Annotated in this window: 12 protein-coding genes and 3 pseudogenes; 8 read left to right on the forward strand and 7 right to left on the reverse strand. The window is 56.3% G+C overall.

Annotated features, from left to right (window positions below):
* Positions 1–46: 46 nt before the first annotated feature.
* Positions 47–1,591 (reverse strand): IS3 family transposase, encoded by a 1,545-nt coding sequence (locus GTH24_RS21605; RefSeq protein ID WP_164526967.1) that lies wholly within the window; start codon positions 1,589–1,591, stop codon positions 47–49.
* A 122-nt stretch (positions 1,592–1,713) separates the two neighbouring features.
* Here GTH24_RS21605 and istA point away from each other — a divergent pair, with 122 nt between their 5' ends.
* Both istA and istB read left to right on the forward strand, forming a co-directional pair.
* On the forward strand, positions 1,714–3,237 hold the full coding sequence (istA, locus tag GTH24_RS21610) for an IS21-like element IS1326 family transposase (protein ID WP_001324342.1): 1,524 nt from the start codon (positions 1,714–1,716) through the stop codon (positions 3,235–3,237).
* On the forward strand, positions 3,224–4,009 hold the full coding sequence (gene istB, locus GTH24_RS21615; RefSeq protein ID WP_000983249.1) for an IS21-like element IS1326 family helper ATPase IstB: 786 nt from the start codon (positions 3,224–3,226) through the stop codon (positions 4,007–4,009). Before istA ends, istB begins: the two co-directional genes overlap by 14 nt.
* Before the next feature lie 175 nt (positions 4,010–4,184).
* Here the strand turns inward: istB and GTH24_RS21620 are convergent, their stop codons facing one another.
* The 5 genes and pseudogenes from GTH24_RS21620 to GTH24_RS21640 form a co-directional block, all read right to left on the reverse strand.
* On the reverse strand, positions 4,185–4,685 hold the full coding sequence (locus tag GTH24_RS21620) for a GNAT family N-acetyltransferase (RefSeq protein ID WP_000376623.1): 501 nt from the start codon (positions 4,683–4,685) through the stop codon (positions 4,185–4,187).
* Between the two features lie 127 nt (positions 4,686–4,812).
* The gene (gene sul1 / locus GTH24_RS21625) at positions 4,813–5,652 is read right to left on the reverse strand and encodes a sulfonamide-resistant dihydropteroate synthase Sul1 (RefSeq protein ID WP_000259031.1); all 840 of its coding nucleotides are present in this window, start codon (positions 5,650–5,652) and stop codon (positions 4,813–4,815) included.
* Positions 5,646–5,993: a quaternary ammonium compound efflux SMR transporter QacE delta 1 gene (locus tag GTH24_RS21630; protein ID WP_000679427.1), complete on the reverse strand. Its 348-nt coding sequence runs from the start codon at positions 5,991–5,993 to the stop codon at positions 5,646–5,648. The genes sul1 and GTH24_RS21630 overlap by 7 nt, the downstream gene beginning before the upstream one ends.
* 147 nt (positions 5,994–6,140) lie before the next feature.
* Complete coding sequence (gene lnu(F), locus GTH24_RS21635) at positions 6,141–6,962, reverse strand: lincosamide nucleotidyltransferase Lnu(F) (protein ID WP_000939727.1); 822 nt, start codon at positions 6,960–6,962, stop codon at positions 6,141–6,143.
* 84 nt (positions 6,963–7,046) lie between these two features.
* Positions 7,047–7,885, reverse strand: a pseudogene (locus GTH24_RS21640) (AadA family aminoglycoside 3''-O-nucleotidyltransferase).
* 145 nt (positions 7,886–8,030) lie between these two features.
* On the opposite strand from GTH24_RS21640, the gene intI1 reads away from it, so the two are divergent.
* The 5 genes and pseudogenes from intI1 to GTH24_RS21665 all read left to right on the forward strand — a co-directional run bounded on the left by intI1 (position 8,031) and on the right by GTH24_RS21665 (position 13,647).
* Positions 8,031–9,044, forward strand: a complete 1,014-nt coding sequence (gene intI1 / locus GTH24_RS21645) for a class 1 integron integrase IntI1 (protein WP_000845054.1) — start codon at positions 8,031–8,033, stop codon at positions 9,042–9,044.
* A 202-nt stretch (positions 9,045–9,246) separates the two neighbouring features.
* A pseudogene (locus tag GTH24_RS21650) lies at positions 9,247–9,597 on the forward strand (DUF3330 domain-containing protein); the annotation flags it as partial.
* A gap of 125 nt (positions 9,598–9,722) precedes the next feature.
* Positions 9,723–10,283 (forward strand): recombinase family protein, encoded by a 561-nt coding sequence (locus GTH24_RS21655; protein ID WP_000147567.1) that lies wholly within the window; start codon positions 9,723–9,725, stop codon positions 10,281–10,283.
* Between the two features lie 2 nt (positions 10,284–10,285).
* Entirely contained in the window at positions 10,286–13,237 is a 2,952-nt protein-coding gene (locus tag GTH24_RS21660; RefSeq protein ID WP_164526968.1) for a Tn3-like element TnAs3 family transposase, read from the forward strand.
* Positions 13,171–13,647, forward strand: a complete 477-nt coding sequence (locus GTH24_RS21665) for a hypothetical protein (RefSeq protein WP_223171565.1) — start codon at positions 13,171–13,173, stop codon at positions 13,645–13,647. The genes GTH24_RS21660 and GTH24_RS21665 overlap by 67 nt, the downstream gene beginning before the upstream one ends.
* Positions 13,648–13,731: 84 nt before the next feature.
* Here GTH24_RS21665 and GTH24_RS21670 read toward each other — a convergent pair whose 3' ends face one another.
* Positions 13,732–14,436: an IS6-like element IS1006 family transposase gene (locus tag GTH24_RS21670; RefSeq protein ID WP_001067784.1), complete on the reverse strand. Its 705-nt coding sequence runs from the start codon at positions 14,434–14,436 to the stop codon at positions 13,732–13,734.
* Positions 14,437–14,499: 63 nt separating this feature from the next.
* On the opposite strand from GTH24_RS21670, the pseudogene GTH24_RS21675 reads away from it, so the two are divergent.
* Positions 14,500–15,330: pseudogene (locus GTH24_RS21675) on the forward strand (IS91-like element ISCR2 family transposase); the annotation flags it as partial.
* Between the last annotated feature and the right edge of the window lie 28 nt (positions 15,331–15,358).

Raw genomic sequence — 15,358 nt, forward strand, 5'->3', positions numbered from 1 at the left:
CATCTAAAATTGACCCACTGGGGGTGCGGACGATTTCTTGGACGGTTTATACGGACATCAATCCGACCGCATGACGATACTCGATGGGACTACGCCCGCCAAGCGACACTTTGATGCGGCGCTCGTTGTACCAGTGGATATAGGCATCGATTCGCGTCATGAGGTCTTTCAGCGTCACGTGCTGCCAATTCCTCGGGTAGATTAGTTCGGTCTTCAATCGTCCGAAAAAGCCCTCGCATGCAGCATTGTCTGGCGAGCAGCCCTTTTTGGACATCGACCGCGTTAATTGGGCATTTTCAGTGCGGCGGATCCACGCAGGCCAGCGATAATGCGAGCCCCTGTCCGAATGGATAACCGGATGCTCACCGGGTCGCAGTGTCCGTACCGCGTGATCCAGCATGGTATTGACCAGGTTCGCATCCGGGCTGGTGCCGATATTCCAGGCCACCACCAGCCCATCGAAGCAATCGACGATCGGCGAGACGTAGACCTTCCCTGCCGGAATGTGTATTTCCGTCAGATCGGTCAACCATTTCGTATTCGGCGCCGACGCGTGAAAGTCGCGATTCAGCAGATTCGGGACCGCTGGTGTCGGGTCGCCAGCATACGCCGAGAAGCGCCGGCGGCGCGGTGTTCTCACGACCAGACGCTCTTGCGCCATCAAGCGACGCACGACCTTCTCGGACACACGCATGCCACCAAGGCGCAAGGCACTATCAATGCGTCGATAGCCATAGCAGCGGTAGTTGTCCTCGAAGATAGTCCGAATGACCTCACGCACCTGCGTGTACTTGTCGGGCCGCGTCTGCCGCAGGCGTTGATAGAAGTATGTGCTGCGCGCCAGCTTCAGGCCGCACAACAGATTGGCTAATGGAAACGTGACTCTGAGGGCATCAACCACCTTCGTTTTTTCTCGGCTTGTCAGTTCGAGGGGGTTGATGCCCATGTCTTTTTTTATCAATTCACTCGCCTTCTCCAGAATTGCATTCTCCATGCGAAGCCGCTGGTTCTGGCTCTCCAGTTCGGCCAGTTCCCTGAGTAGTGCCTCATGCCGCTGCTCGAGCGAGGTGTCACCTTTCTTCTTTGTCATGGGTTTTAGGGGCACTTTGCCAAGTAATCGATGCTGCCAGTTATACAACGTTGGTCGCGATACACCGACAGTGTCGGCCACATCCTTTGCCAAACCTACGCGCAGGTTCAGTGCAATGACGGCTTGCTGCTTCTCGAGGCGAGAGCGGGCGACTGTGGGAGCGCTGCTGCCGACGACCGTCCTAGCGAATTCAGGGCGTAAATCACGGATCCAGGCACGCAAGGCCTCGCGGCTTGGGTAGCCCAGGCTTCGGATTGTGTGACTCAGGCAGTAGCCTTGTTCGATATAGTGATCTACTGCCCGTTGCTTTTGCTCATCGGTGTACTGCCGTTTTATCCGTTGATAGCCTCGGCGAAGATCCTGATTCCGTTCGAATTCTGCCAACCAGGCCTTCAGCGAGTTCTTGGTGGGGTATCCCAGCTGCCGTAGTGTGGCGCTCATCCGGCGCCCAAGCTTCAGGTACAACCTCACGGCTCGAAGGCGATCTTCATACGAATACATGAACTACTCCTAAAGTAGTCCAAGATTTTGTCCGCACCCCAACTTAGGGTAAAGATTTGCGTCGAAATTTGACCCACGTATGACACTGTTTCCCGTCTGGATATGGCGGGAGAAATCAAGGAGTGATAAACGTGGCGATATTGAGCGCAATTCGACGCTGGCATTTTCGCGATGGTGCGTCGATTCGGGAAATAGCCCGACGAAGCGGCCTGTCCAGGAACACCGTTCGCAAGTATTTGCAAAGCAAGGTGGTTGAACCGCAGTACCCAGCGCGAGACAGCGTTGGCAAGTTAAGTCCTTTTGAGCCCAAGTTAAGGCAGTGGCTCTCCACCGAGCACAAAAAGACAAAGAAGCTGCGCAGAAACCTGCGCAGCATGTACCGGGATTTGGTCGCTTTGGGCTTTACCGGGTCTTATGACCGAGTGTGTGCCTTTGCCCGACAGTGGAAAGATTCCGAACAGTTCAAGGCGCAAACCTCGGGCAAGGGTTGTTTCATCCCCTTGCGCTTTGCTTGTGGCGAAGCCTTCCAATTCGATTGGAGTGAGGACTTTGCCCGCATAGCGGGCAAACAGGTCAAACTTCAGATTGCCCAGTTTAAGTTGGCCCACAGCCGGGCCTTTGTGCTTCGGGCTTACTACCAGCAAAAACATGAAATGCTGTTTGATGCCCACTGGCATGCCTTTCAAATCTTCGGTGGCATTCCCAAGCGCGGCATCTACGACAACATGAAGACCGCTGTGGATTCGGTGGGGCGTGGCAAAGAGCGCAGGGTCAATCAGCGGTTCACTGCCATGGTCAGCCACTACCTGTTTGATGCGCAGTTCTGTAATCCAGCATCGGGTTGGGAGAAAGGCCAGATTGAGAAGAACGTGCAGGATTCCCGCCAACGCCTGTGGCAAGGGGCACCAGACTTTCAAAGCCTTGCTGATTTGAATGTGTGGCTTGAGCATCGCTGCAAAGCGCTGTGGTCTGAGCTGCGCCACCCCGAATTGGACCAAACCGTGCAAGAGGCCTTTGCCGATGAACAAGGCGAGTTGATGGCGCTACCCAATGCCTTTGATGCATTCGTGGAGCAAACCAAGCGAGTCACTTCAACCTGCCTTGTTCACCACGAGGGCAATCGCTACAGCGTTCCTGCCAGTTACGCCAACAGGGCCATCAGCCTTCGGATTTATGCAGACAAGCTGGTGATGGCTGCCGAAGGCCAACACATTGCCGAGCATCCAAGATTGTTTGGCAGTGGCCACGCTCGGCGTGGCCACACACAATACGACTGGCACCATTACTTGTCTGTGCTTCAGAAGAAACCTGGGGCGTTGCGCAATGGTGCGCCATTTGCTGAATTGCCACCCGCGTTCAAGAAGCTTCAATCCATCTTGCTGCAACGCCCCGGCGGTGACCGTGACATGGTGGAAATTCTGGCCCTTGTATTGCACCACGATGAAGGTGCGGTACTCAGTGCTGTGGAATTGGCATTGGAGTGTGGCAAGCCATCGAAGGAGCATGTGCTTAATCTGTTGGGACGTTTGACCGAAGAACCTCCACCCAAACCGATTCCAATTCCCAAGGGGTTAAGGCTGACATTGGAACCACAGGCCAACGTGAACCGCTATGACAGTTTAAGGAGAGCCCATGATGCAGCATGAAGGCCATGTGAGAATCCTCAAATCCTTGAAACTCTTTGGCATGGCACACGCCATTGAGGAGTTGGGCAATCAGAATTCACCAGCATTTAATCAAGCCTTGCCCATGCTGGACAGCTTGATTAAAGCTGAAGTGGCAGAGCGTGAAGTACGTTCGGTGAACTATCAATTGCGGGTGGCCAAGTTCCCCGTGTATCGGGACTTGGTGGGCTTTGACTTCAGTCAAAGCCTGGTTAATGAGGCCACGGTCAAACAATTGCACCGGTGCGACTTCATGGAACAAGCCCAGAACGTGGTGCTGATTGGTGGGCCAGGCACAGGCAAGACTCACCTGGCCACAGCCATTGGTACACAAGCAGTGATGCACTTGAACCGACGGGTGCGTTTCTTCTCCACCGTGGATTTGGTCAATGCACTGGAGCAAGAGAAATCATCTGGGCGTCAGGGACAAATCGCAAACCGTCTGTTGTATGCCGATTTGGTGATTCTGGATGAGCTGGGATATTTGCCTTTTAGCCAAACCGGTGGGGCACTGCTGTTTCACCTGCTCTCAAAGCTGTACGAAAAAACCAGCGTGATACTGACCACCAACTTGAGCTTCTCGGAATGGAGCCGAGTGTTTGGCGATGAAAAGATGACAACAGCGTTGTTGGACCGACTAACCCACCACTGCCACATCCTGGAAACCGGCAATGAAAGTTACCGCTTCAAACACAGTTCAACTCAGAATAAGCAGGAGGAAAAACAGACCCGCAAACTGAAAATCGAGACATAATTCTGACAACAAGGGGTGGGTCAAAATTCAATGCAAATCCCGGGTCAAATTTGGGTGCAAATCAACAGATATCGACAACCTCTCGCGCAACCAAGACATCGCGGTCGGACTGCAAGTGATCTTGAAGCCACGGGCCCGTCCCACCCCGACATGGACCTCGATGCCCGAACGGACGTTAGATTTCGAGTTCTAGGCGTTCTGCGATGAAGGTTGGATCCCAGCCGGGATTGAAAGTGTCGACGTGGGTGAATCCGAGCCGCTCGTATAGGCCACGCAGGTTCGGGTGGCAGTCGAGCCGCAGCTTGGCGCACCCCTGCGTTCGCGCGGCATGGCGGCAAGCCTCGATCAGCGCGGAGCTGACACCCCGGCCCGCATGTGTCCGTCGCACCGCGAGCTTGTGCAGATATGCGGCCTCCCCCTTGAGGGCGTCGGGCCAGAACTCGGGATCCTCGGCCGACAAGGTGCAACAGCCGACGATGCCGTCGCTGCAACTCGCGACTAGGAGCTCGGATCTCAGGACGAAGGTCTCCGCGAATGTCCGGTCGATCCGCGCGACGTCCCAGGCGGGCGTTCCCTTGGCGGACATCCACGCCGCAGCGTCGTGCATCAGCCGCACAACCTCGTCGATATCACCCGAGCAGGCGACCCGAACGTTCGGAGGCTCCTCGCTGTCCATTCGCTCCCCTGGCGCGGTATGAACCGCCGCCTCATAGTGCAGTTTGATCCTGACGAGCCCAGCATGTCTGCGCCCACCTTCGCGGAACCTGACCAGGGTCCGCTAGCGGGCGGCCGGAAGGTGAATGCTAGGCATGATCTAACCCTCGGTCTCTGGCGTCGCGACTGCGAAATTTCGCGAGGGTTTCCGAGAAGGTGATTGCGCTTCGCAGATCTCCAGGCGCGTGGGTGCGGACGTAGTCAGCGCCATTGCCGATCGCGTGAAGTTCCGCCGCAAGGCTCGCTGGACCCAGATCCTTTACAGGAAGGCCAACGGTGGCGCCCAAGAAGGATTTCCGCGACACCGAGACCAATAGCGGAAGCCCCAACGCCGACTTCAGCTTTTGAAGGTTCGACAGCACGTGCAGCGATGTTTCCGGTGCGGGGCTCAAGAAAAATCCCATCCCCGGATCGAGGATGAGCCGGTCGGCAGCGACCCCGCTCCGTCGCAAGGCGGAAACCCGCGCCTCGAAGAACCGCACAATCTCGTCGAGCGCGTCTTCGGGTCGAAGGTGACCGGTGCGGGTGGCGATGCCATCCCGCTGCGCTGAGTGCATAACCACCAGCCTGCAGTCCGCCTCAGCAATATCGGGATAGAGCGCAGGGTCAGGAAATCCTTGGATATCGTTCAGGTAGCCCACGCCGCGCTTGAGCGCATAGCGCTGGGTTTCCGGTTGGAAGCTGTCGATTGAAACACGGTGCATCTGATCGGACAGGGCGTCTAAGAGCGGCGCAATACGTCTGATCTCATCGGCCGGCGATACAGGCCTCGCGTCCGGATGGCTGGCGGCCGGTCCGACATCCACGACGTCTGATCCGACTCGCAGCATTTCGATCGCCGCGGTGACAGCGCCGGCGGGGTCTAGCCGCCGGCTCTCATCGAAGAAGGAGTCCTCGGTGAGATTCAGAATGCCGAACACCGTCACCATGGCGTCGGCCTCCGCAGCGACTTCCACGATGGGGATCGGGCGAGCAAAAAGGCAGCAATTATGAGCCCCATACCTACAAAGCCCCACGCATCAAGCTTTTGCCCATGAAGCAACCAGGCAATGGCTGTAATTATGACGACGCCGAGTCCCGACCAGACTGCATAAGCAACACCGACAGGGATGGATTTCAGAACCAGAGAAAGAAAATAAAATGCGATGCCATAACCGATTATGACAACGGCGGAAGGGGCAAGCTTAGTAAAGCCCTCGCTAGATTTTAATGCGGATGTTGCGATTACTTCGCCAACTATTGCGATAACAAGAAAAAGCCAGCCTTTCATGATATATCTCCCAATTTGTGTAGGGCTTATTATGCACGCTTAAAAATAATAAAAGCAGACTTGACCTGATAGTTTGGCTGTGAGCAATTATGTGCTTAGTGCATCTAACGTCAAAATCAGCGGCGCGTTTTTATGCGTCCGCTGGATTTACTTGTTGTGCGGCGTCGCAGACTCATTGAGCAACCTTTTTGCCTGCGCAATTACAGTTCTCGGAAGCTCGATATTCAGAGGTTCTGTCACGCTCTTGAACAATTCGAGACTCCACGTCCACGTTTGATGATAGGCTGCACATAGTGCTCTTGGTTCTGCACTGCTTGTGCATGCCAGATAGCGATTATACGAGTCCTCCGAGATATCCTTTTCGAGCGCGCGTGAAGGTGTCGGCCAGTGGTCTGTTGCCCCTTCGTGGAGTCGAACCAGCTTGAGTAGGTTTTCATGTGCTTTGCTGAGCAAAGCCCAGGCGCGAGCGTACTCTCCCCGATTTAAAAGATTGGCCCCAAAGAGCATCAGGCTGATGAGGTTCAACACAAGCCCTTCCACCAGCGGCGCGCCTTCACGTATCGGGGGACCGCCCACGAGAGCGCTTGCGTACCTTGACAACTCTCCTGATCGGTCCAACAAAACAGCCGCCTCAAGCGAGGGAAACCACCCATAGCCTTGCCAAGTGGAAATGACCGGTATGTCCGATTTTCGCATGAAATGGAATTCACCGCGAATGCCGTTTTCAAAAAGTGCGGTGTGGTGGCCGAAGTCGTCCGGAAAGTAAGCAGCAACCGGACTTACGGCATTAAGCCACGAGCGCTGATCGAAATTTTCAAAATGGTCATCCTGGATGAACACTGCGAATTCGATATCAGAGAACTCGTCACCCTCTCCGATAGCAAATGAGCCGAACATCAATGCCGCGATTATTCGTGCATCCTCATGACAACCTTCCTTGAAGAGTTCGATCATTTTCAGTTGAAGCATAGAAATATCCTTTTATTGAAGCCACAGATTATGAGGAAAGGTATACGCAGATTTTTGTTTTTTTTCGTCAGCACAACGCCGGAGTTAAGCCGCCGCGCGTAGCGCGGTCGGCTTGAACGAATTGTTAGACATCATTTACCAACTGACTTGATGATCTCGCCTTTCACAAAGCGAATAAATTCTTCCAAGTGATCTGCGCGTGAGGCCAAGTGATCTTCTTTTTGTCCCAGATAAGCTTGCTTAGCTTCAAGTAAGACGGGCTGATACTGGGCAGGTAGGCGTTTTATTGCCCAGTCGGCAGCGACATCCTTCGGCGCGATTTTGCCGGTTATTGCGCTGTACCAAATGCGGGACAACGTAAGCACTACATTTCGCTCATCGCCGGCCCAGTCGGGCTGCGAGTTCCATAGCTTCAAGGTTTCCCTCAGCGCCTCGAATAGATCCTGTTCAGGAACCGGGTCAAAGAATTCCTCCGCTGCCGGACCTACCAAGGCAACGCTATGTTCTCTTGCTTTTGTAAGCAGGATAGCTAGATCAATGTCGATCATGGCTGGCTCGAAGATACCCGCAAGAATGTCATTGCGCTGCCATTCTCCAAATTGCAGCTCGCGCTTAGCCGGATAACGCCACGGGATGATGTCGTCATGCACGACAAGGGTGACTTCTATAGCGCGGAGCGTCTCGCTCTCGCCAGGGAAAGCCGAAGCCTCCATAAGATCATTGAGCAATGCTCGCCGCGTCGTTTCATCAAGCTTTACGGCCACAGTAACCAACAAATCAATATCGCTGTATGGCTTCAGGCCGCCATCCACTGCGGAGCCGTACAAATGCACGGCCAGCAACGTCGGTTCGAGATGGCGCTCAATGACGCTTAGCACCTCTGATAGTTGGTTCGAAATTTCGATGGTCACCGCTACCCTCATGATGTCTAACTTTGTTTTAGGGCGACTGCCCTGCTGCGTAACATCGTTGCTGCTCCATAACATCAAACATCGACCCACGGCGTAACGCGCTTGCTGCTTGGATGCCCGAGGCATAGACTGTACAAAAAAACAGTCATAACAAGCCATGAAAACCGCCACTGCGCCGTTACCACCGCTGCGTTCGGTCAAGGTTCTGGACCAGTTGCGTGAGCGCATACGCTACTTGCATTACAGTTTACGAACCGAACAGGCTTATGTCAACTGGGTTCGTGCCTTCATCCGTTTCCACGGTGTGCGTCACCCGGCAACCTTGGGCAGCAGCGAAGTCGAGGCATTTCTGTCCTGGCTGGCGAACGAGCGCAAGGTTTCGGTCTCCACGCATCGTCAGGCATTGGCGGCCTTGCTGTTCTTCTACGGCAAGGTGCTGTGCACGGATCTGCCCTGGCTTCAGGAGATCGGAAGACCTCGGCCGTCGCGGCGCTTGCCGGTGGTGCTGACCCCGGATGAAGTGGTTCGCATCCTCGGTTTTCTGGAAGGCGAGCATCGTTTGTTCGCCCAGCTTCTGTATGGAACGGGCATGCGGATCAGTGAGGGTTTGCAACTGCGGGTCAAGGATCTGGATTTCGATCACGGCACGATCATCGTGCGGGAGGGCAAGGGCTCCAAGGATCGGGCCTTGATGTTACCCGAGAGCTTGGCACCCAGCCTGCGCGAGCAGCTGTCGCGTGCACGGGCATGGTGGCTGAAGGACCAGGCCGAGGGCCGCAGCGGCGTTGCGCTTCCCGACGCCCTTGAGCGGAAGTATCCGCGCGCCGGGCATTCCTGGCCGTGGTTCTGGGTTTTTGCGCAGCACACGCATTCGACCGATCCACGGAGCGGTGTCGTGCGTCGCCATCACATGTATGACCAGACCTTTCAGCGCGCCTTCAAACGTGCCGTAGAACAAGCAGGCATCACGAAGCCCGCCACACCGCACACCCTCCGCCACTCGTTCGCGACGGCCTTGCTCCGCAGCGGTTACGACATTCGAACCGTGCAGGATCTGCTCGGCCATTCCGACGTCTCTACGACGATGATTTACACGCATGTGCTGAAAGTTGGCGGTGCCGGAGTGCGCTCACCGCTTGATGCGCTGCCGCCCCTCACTAGTGAGAGGTAGGGCAGCGCAAGTCAATCCTGGCGGATTCACTACCCCTGCGCGAAGGCCATCGGTGCCGCATCGAACGGCCGGTTGCGGAAAGTCCTCCCTGCGTCCGCTGATGGCCGGCAGCAGCCCGTCGTTGCCTGATGGATCCAACCCCTCCGCTGCTATAGTGCAGTCGGCTTCTGACGTTCAGTGCAGCCGTCTTCTGAAAACGACAATGGAGGTGGTAGCCGAGGGTGTGGAAACACCCGACTGCCTTGCGTGGTTGCGGCAGGCGGGTTGCGACACGGTGCAGGGTTTCCTGTTCGCCAGGCCGATGCCGGCGGCGGCCTTCGTCGGCTTCGTCAACCAATGGAGGAACACCACCATGAACGCCAATGAACCGAGCACCAGTTGCTGCGTGTGCTGCAAGGAAATCCCGCTCGATGCCGCCTTCACGCCGGAAGGGGCCGAGTACGTGGAGCATTTCTGCGGGCTGGAGTGCTATCAGCGCTTCCAGGCGCGGGCCAGCACTGCGACCGAAACCAGCGTCAAACCGGACGCTTGTGATTCGCCGCCGTCAGGTTGAGGCATACCCTAACCTGATGTCAGATGCCATGTGTAAATTGCGTCAGGATAGGATTGAATTTTGAATTTATTGACATATCTCGTTGAAGGTCATAGAGTCTTCCCTGACATTTTGCAGGGAATTCCATGACTGGACAGCGCATTGGGTATATCAGGGTCAGCACCTTCGACCAGAACCCGGAACGGCAACTGGAAGGCGTCAAGGTTGATCGCGCTTTTAGCGACAAGGCATCCGGCAAGGATGTCAAGCGTCCGCAACTGGAAGCGCTGATAAGCTTCGCCCGCACCGGCGACACCGTGGTGGTGCATAGCATGGATCGCCTGGCGCGCAATCTCGATGATTTGCGCCGGATCGTGCAAACGCTGACACAACGCGGCGTGCATATCGAATTCGTCAAGGAACACCTCAGTTTTACTGGCGAAGACTCTCCGATGGCGAACCTGATGCTCTCGGTGATGGGCGCGTTCGCCGAGTTCGAGCGCGCCCTGATCCGCGAGCGTCAGCGCGAGGGTATTGCGCTCGCCAAGCAACGCGGGGCTTACCGTGGCAGGAAGAAATCCCTGTCGTCTGAGCGTATTGCCGAACTGCGCCAACGTGTCGAGGCTGGCGAGCAAAAGACCAAGCTTGCTCGTGAATTCGGAATCAGTCGCGAAACCCTGTATCAATACTTGAGAACGGATCAGTAAATATGCCACGTCGTTCCATCCTGTCCGCCGCCGAGCGGGAAAGCCTGCTGGCGTTGCCGGACTCCAAGGACGACCTGATCCGACATTACACATTCAACGATACCGACCTCTCGATCATCCGACAGCGGCGCGGGCCAGCCAATCGGCTGGGCTTCGCGGTGCAGCTCTGTTACCTGCGCTTTCCCGGCGTCATCCTGGGCGTCGATGAACTACCGTTCCCGCCCTTGTTGAAGCTGGTCGCCGACCAGCTCAAGGTCGGCGTCGAAAGCTGGAACGAGTACGGCCAGCGGGAGCAGACCCGGCGCGAGCACCTGAGCGAGCTGCAAACCGTGTTCGGTTTCCGGCCCTTCACCATGAGCCATTACCGGCAGGCCGTCCAGATGCTGACCGAGCTGGCGATGCAAACCGACAAAGGCATCGTGCTGGCCAGCGCCTTGATCGGGCACCTGCGGCGGCAGTCGGTCATTCTGCCCGCCCTCAACGCCGTCGAGCGGGCGAGTGCCGAGGCGATCACCCGTGCTAACCGGCGCATCTACGACGCCTTGGCCGAACCACTGGCGGACGCGCATCGCCGCCGCCTCGACGATCTGCTCAAGCGCCGGGACAACGGCAAGACGACCTGGTTGGCTTGGTTGCGCCAGTCTCCGGCCAAGCCAAATTCGCGGCATATGCTGGAACACATCGAACGCCTCAAGGCATGGCAGGCACTCGATCTGCCTACCGGCATCGAGCGGCTGGTTCACCAGAACCGCCTGCTCAAGATTGCCCGCGAGGGCGGCCAGATGACACCCGCCGACCTGGCCAAATTCGAGCCGCAACGGCGCTACGCCACTCTCGTGGCGCTGGCCACCGTCACCGACGAAATCATCGACCTGCACGACCGCATCCTGGGTAAGCTGTTTAACGCTGCCAAGAATAAGCATCAGCAGCAGTTCCAGGCGTCAGGCAAGGCCATCAACGCCAAGGTACGTCTGTACGGGCGCATCGGTCAGGCGCTGATCGACGCCAAGCAATCAGGCCGCGATGCGTTTGCCGCCATCGAGGCCGTCATGTCCTGGGATTCCTTTGCCGAGAGCGTCACCGAGGCGCAGAAGCTCGCGCAACCCGATGACTTCGATTTCCTGCATCGCATCGGCGAGAGCTACGCCACCCTGCGCCGCTATGCACCGGAATTCCTTGCCGTGCTCAAGCTGCGGGCCGCGCCCGCCGCCAAAAACGTGCTTGATGCCATTGAGGTGCTGCGCGGCATGAACACCGACAACGCCCGCAAGCTGCCAGCCGATGCACCGACCGGCTTCATCAAGCCGCGCTGGCAGAAACTGGTGATGACCGACGCCGGCATCGACCGGCGCTACTACGAACTGTGCGCGCAGTCCGAGTTGAAGAACTCCCTGCGCTCGGGCGACATCTGGGTGCAGGGTTCACGCCAGTTCAAGGACTTCGAGGACTACCTGGTACCGCCCGAGAAGTTCACCAGCCTCAAGCAGTCCAGCGAATTGCCGCTGGCCGTGGCCACCGACTGCGAACAATATCTGCATGAGCGGCTGACGCTGCTGGAAGCACAACTTGCCACCGTCAACCGCATGGCGGCAGCCAACGACCTGCCGGATGCCATCATCACCGAGTCGGGCTTGAAGATCACGCCGCTGGATGCGGCGGTGCCCGACACCGCGCAGGCGCTGATAGACCAGACAGCCATGGTCCTGCCGCACGTCAAGATCACCGAACTGCTGCTCGAAGTCGATGAGTGGACGGGCTTCACCCGGCACTTCACGCACTTGAAATCGGGCGATCTGGCCAAGGACAAGAACCTGTTGTTGACCACGATCCTGGCCGACGCGATCAACCTGGGCCTGACCAAGATGGCCGAGTCCTGCCCCGGCACGACCTACGCGAAGCTCGCTTGGCTGCAAGCCTGGCATACCCGCGACGAAACGTACTCGACAGCGTTGGCTGAACTGGTCAACGCTCAGTTTCGGCATCCCTTTGCCGGGCACTGGGGCGATGGCACCACATCATCATCGGACGGACAGAATTTCCGAACCGCTAGCAAGGCAAAGAGCACGGGGCACATCAACCCAAAATATGGCAGCAGCCCAGGACGGACTTTCTACACCCACATCTCCGACCAATACGCGCCATTCCACACCAAGGTGGTCAATGTCGGCCTGCGCGACTCAACCTACGTGCTCGACGGCCTGCTGTACCACGAATCCGACCTGCGGATCGAGGAGCACTACACCGACACGGCGGGCTTCACCGATCACGTCTTCGCCCTGATGCACCTCTTGGGCTTCCGCTTCGCGCCGCGCATCCGCGACCTGGGCGACACCAAGCTCTACATCCCGAAGGGCGATGCCGCCTATGACGCGCTCAAGCCGATGATCGGCGGCACGCTCAACATCAAGCACGTCCGCGCCCATTGGGACGAAATCCTGCGGCTGGCCACCTCGATCAAGCAGGGCACGGTGACGGCCTCGCTGATGCTCAGGAAACTCGGCAGCTACCCGCGCCAGAACGGCTTGGCCGTCGCGCTGCGCGAGTTGGGCCGCATCGAGCGCACGCTGTTCATCCTCGACTGGCTGCAAAGCGTCGAGCTACGCCGCCGCGTGCATGCCGGGCTGAACAAGGGCGAGGCGCGCAATGCGCTGGCCCGTGCCGTGTTCTTCAACCGCCTTGGTGAAATCCGTGACCGCAGTTTCGAGCAGCAGCGCTACCGGGCCAGCGGCCTCAACCTGGTGACGGCGGCCATCGTGCTGTGGAACACGGTCTACCTGGAGCGTGCGGCGCATGCGTTGCGCGGCAATGGTCATGCCGTCGATGACTCGCTATTGCAGTACCTGTCGCCACTCGGCTGGGAGCACATCAACCTGACCGGTGATTACCTATGGCGCAGCAGCGCCAAGATCGGCGCGGGGAAGTTCAGGCCGCTACGGCCTCTGCAACCGGCTTAGCGTGCTTTATTTTCCGTTTTCTGAGACGACCCCTAGTTGTTTGCGGTCTTGCGTGGCAGGGAGCAGGCATCTTTAACTTGCCTTTCACAGTGATGCTATGGACTATCATTAGATTAATTATCGTGGTATCGCTTGTATTTATTACTGGAAAATTCGGTCTATCAAGAGAGTTTACTTTCCCCGCAGCAGCAGTAGGTTTAGCTTTTAGTTTATTCCCTGTCCTTGATCATATTGCGTTAGGTTATTCTGCTAAAAATTTCTATGAAACCACTAATTTTATGGGGCAAACGGTTCGGGAATTTGGTGCCAGTAAAATTACGGTCTGGTGGGGTTCGATTTATGCCAAAATAGCCTATGCTAGCCTTGCAGGTTTAATTGGATATGGTGTTAAGGTCGCCACTGATGATTAAAAAAGAAAAACCAACTTGAAGTTGGTTTTTTTGGCACTGTTGCAAATAGAGATTTGAGTCGATGATGTTCCCTTTAAAAAGTACTTAGAGACCGAAAACCCTGTTGATTAGACACACTTCACCCTGAGGCTGACCATAATAAAATGACGATGCTTGTCCTTTACGTAGTGCACGCATGACTTCAATACCTTTAATTGTGGCATAAGCCGTCTTCATAGATTTGAATCCTAATGTGGCCCTGATGATCCGCTTTAGCTTGCCATGATCACATTCAATCACGTTATTTTTATACTTAATCTGCCTGTGCTCAAGGTCTGGTGGACATTTACCTTCCCGTTTTAACCGTGATAAAGCACGTCCATATGTGGGTGCTTTATCCGTGTTGATCACTTGTGGAATTTGCCACTTCTTCACATTATTTAAAATTTTTCCAAGAAAACAATATGCTGATTTGGTATTACGTCTAGAAGAAAGATAAAAATCAATGGTATCGCCACGTTGATCGACTGCACGATACAGATAAGACCATCGTCCATTCACTTTTACATAGGTTTCATCAATATGCCACGAGCTCAGATCTGTAGGATTACGCCAATACCAGCGTAAACGTTTTTCTATTTCAGGAGCATAACGTTGAACCCAACGGTAAATAGTCGTGTGATCAACATTCACACCCCGTTCGGCCAGCATTTCCTGCAGTTCACGATAGCTAATGCCATATTTACAATACCAGCGCACAGCCCAAAGAATGATTTCGCCCTGAAAATGCCGACCATGGAAAGGATTCATATGCTGCACCTTTAGCTAAAACAGTCTTCAGCTTACCATTCGTGGTTATTTGCAACAGTGCCGCTGACGCACACCATCGCCCACCGGGTGGGTCGCTATCTGGAACGGCAAGGCCTGCTGGAACGGGATGTCGAAAACAGCTATCTGGCCTCGGATGCGGTGGATGACGACCCGATGACACCCCTGCTGGGGCACTCGATCACTTACCGTATCGCTGTCGGTTCACAGGCGGGGCGAAAGGTGTTCACTTTGCAAACTCTGCCGACCAGTGGTGATCCGTTCGGTGACGGGATTGGCAAGGTAGCCGGGTCCAGCCTGCACGCCGGCGTGGCGGCCAGGGCCGATGAACGCAAGAAGCTCGAACGGCTGTGCCGGTACATCAGCCGCCCGGCGGTATCCGAGAAGCGGCTGTCGTTAACACGAGGCGGCAACGTGCGCTACCAGCTCAAGACGCCGTACCGGGACGGCACCACGCACGTCATTTTCGAACCATTGGATTTCATTGCAAGGCTGGCCGCCCTGGTACCGAAGCCCAGAGTCAACCTAACCCGCTTCCACGGGGTGTTCGCACCCAACAGTCGGCACCGGGCGTTGGTCACGCCGGCAAAACGGGGCAGGGGCAACAAGGTCAGGGTGGCTGATGAACCGGCAACACCAGCACAACGGCGAGCGTCGATGACATGGGCGCAACGGCTCAAGCGTGTTTTCAATATCGACATCGAGACCTGCAGCGGCTGCGGCGGCGCCATGAAAGTCATCGCCTGCATTGAAGACCCTATAGTGATCAAGCAGATCCTTGATCACCTGAAGCACAAAGCCGAAACCAGCGGGACCAGGGCGTTACCCGAAAGCCGGGCGCCACCGGCTGAGCTGCTCCTGGGTCTGTTTGACTGACGAGCCTGAAGGCCAACGATACCAATCA

Origin of the sequence: Proteus vulgaris (assembly GCF_011045815.1) — a bacterium.
GTDB classification, from domain to species: domain Bacteria; phylum Pseudomonadota; class Gammaproteobacteria; order Enterobacterales; family Enterobacteriaceae; genus Proteus; species Proteus vulgaris_B.